The sequence below is a fragment of the Gilliamella sp. X-60 genome (assembly GCF_057063585.1).
This window is the reverse complement of sequence record NZ_JBXSQJ010000048.1, coordinates 1-2,119: the sequence shown is the minus strand read 5'-3', so window position 1 is coordinate 2,119 and position 2,119 is coordinate 1. Positions and strand designations below refer to the sequence as shown.

4 protein-coding genes are annotated in these 2,119 nt (G+C 33.5%); all 4 read right to left on the bottom strand.

All coding sequences use genetic code 11. The features are described 5' to 3' along the window. Positions 1 to 117 (bottom strand): transposase (locus ACYIAM_RS12970; protein WP_483747552.1); only part of this gene is annotated, 117 nt, incomplete at its 3' end. A gap of 52 nt (positions 118 to 169) precedes the next feature. Further along, on the bottom strand, positions 170 to 649 hold the full coding sequence (locus ACYIAM_RS12965) for a hypothetical protein (RefSeq protein ID WP_483748552.1): 480 nt from the start codon (positions 647 to 649) through the stop codon (positions 170 to 172). Between the two features lie 160 nt (positions 650 to 809). Then, entirely contained in the window at positions 810 to 1,163 is a 354-nt protein-coding gene (locus tag ACYIAM_RS12960; RefSeq protein WP_483748551.1) for a hypothetical protein, read from the bottom strand. Positions 1,164 to 1,202: 39 nt separating this feature from the next. Then, positions 1,203 to 2,119, bottom strand: a 917-nt coding sequence (locus tag ACYIAM_RS12955) for an RHS repeat domain-containing protein (protein ID WP_483748550.1), incomplete at its 5' end; no start/stop codon positions are given.

Sequence of the window (2,119 nt, the reverse complement as noted above, 5' to 3'; positions counted from 1 at the left end):
CCATTTATAGAAAGTTGAATTACCCATGCCATATTTACGACAGAGCTCCTTGACAGGAATACCGGCTTCAGCTTCTTTTAAAATAGATACAATCTGATGTTCAGTCATTTTTTTCATAATTAAATCCCCTTTACTTTTATCATAGAGAATTTTCTACTTTTTTGCTGTACTATTTTAGGGGATAGTTACACTTAGTTTGCGTTGCATTAGGATAAGTCACTTTAGATGGCATAAACCAGTGGTAATCACTCCACTTAATCACTTCGCCATTAGCCAGTGTTGCCTGTTTTAGTTGGTTTTTATCATATCCATAGGTTATTTTAGTATTATCAGGATAGCTAATGGAAGCTAAATTCCCCTCTTTATCATAAGCGTACTGCAAAGTCTTAGTAATACTATCTGCACCTGTGCCATAGGTAATCGTTTCTTGAATTACTCGACCAAGTTTATCAAGCTGATAAACAAAGTGGGAATGGGTGTCACCAGTTTGTAGTATATCAATTAATTGATTAGCCCGATTATAGCTATAAGCGACAACCTGACTTGAAGTTGTTTGACCTTTTTCAATATAACTTTGTTTTATCAGATTTCCTGCCGCATCGTATTGGTATTGAATATGATTGTTATTCGTTTTGTAATGGCATTGTATTATCTAATTAAAAAACAGGTATAGGCTATAATAGCCTATACCTGTTTTTTAATTACTTACTTCTTTTTTGGAACAACTTTAAATGCTAATTATGAATGTGATTTAGAAATTAATAACTTAAAATAATTCCTCTATCACACAATTTAATTATTATAATATATTAATAGGGTGGCTTTTTTGTCTCATTTTCACTTGTCTTACTCTGTTTACTCCAAGGAAACCTTCGAGCTTCTAGCCAATAGAAAGCTGAAAAAAAACAACCAAAACACATAACATAAAATACAAGTTTGATTATAGTTAATATATTTTCTTCCTCCCTAACATAAATTGCATATACCCACCCCATTATAAAAGAAAAAATGATATCAGTGTAAAGTAGAACCTTTGGCCAATTCTTTTTCATTGCTATAGTTTGAATTATAAATGAGATAAACAATCCAGCTGGAAAGATACCTATAAAGCTTTCTTTAATCATTATATAGTTTCCTGCAATAACAATATTAGATGTACACATTATATTCTACCTTTGACTCATAATCATTAATAATTGTAATTAATGTATAACAATAGATGAAATTATATCTGTTAGCTCAGTTTCATCAATATTTTGACATTCGCAATCACTTCCAAATCTAAGTTTGTTAGGCATTATCTTTTTATAGACATACCCTACTGGTCCTGTACCTGTAGCATAAATAATGGTATTTTCTACCCGATTTAACCCAAACGGCCCTGGTTTCCCTAGTGCTATATTTCCCAAAAGTCCAGGCCCAATATAACCTATTGCTGCTGAAACGACAACATGTCCAATATTAATACAACGCAAGGATGTTCTCCAATCTCTTGTTATATACATATTCATGCTAAATTGCATCCCTAAATTTATAGTTCCACCTATTAACATCGCATATATTCCATACTCACCTGTTGGGTCAATATAAGTTAATGGATTATTATTTGCATAAACATAGGTGTTAATTCCCCCATTTAAGCCTATCGGATCGCTTTGGATATAACGCCCTATTTTGGGATTATAGTCCCTAAAGTAATTATAAGAAAGTCCCATTTCTTTATCATAATATTGCCCTGGAAAACGTAAATTTAAGGTAATTTGGTTATTAGGATCTAATACCGCATTACCAAAAGCGTCACTGTGCATTTTCCATGTTTGCTGGCCTTGATTGTTAATGGCCAGTTGTGGTGTGCCTAAATGATCCGTAATCAGATAATGGTAAGACGCAGTTTGTAGTGTCTGGTTAGCAGCGATTAAACTTGCCTGCCACAGTGGACTGGTTCCCCATTCGGTATCAGGTACCCAACCATAGGCAACAGTCATCTGACCACGATGGTCTAATTCAGCAATCAGACCTTCATTGGTATAAATAAAATAGGTGATATCACCATTAATGGTTTTACTAATACGACGACCAAAAGGATCATATTGATAAGTCACCAGTTCAGTAGTTTCAT

What these genes read in the sequence shown, in the direction of transcription:
- ACYIAM_RS12960 (WP_483748551.1), bottom strand. Translation starts at nt 1,163, where the DNA reads ATGTGTACATCTAATATTGTTATTGCAGGAAACTATATAATGATTAAA.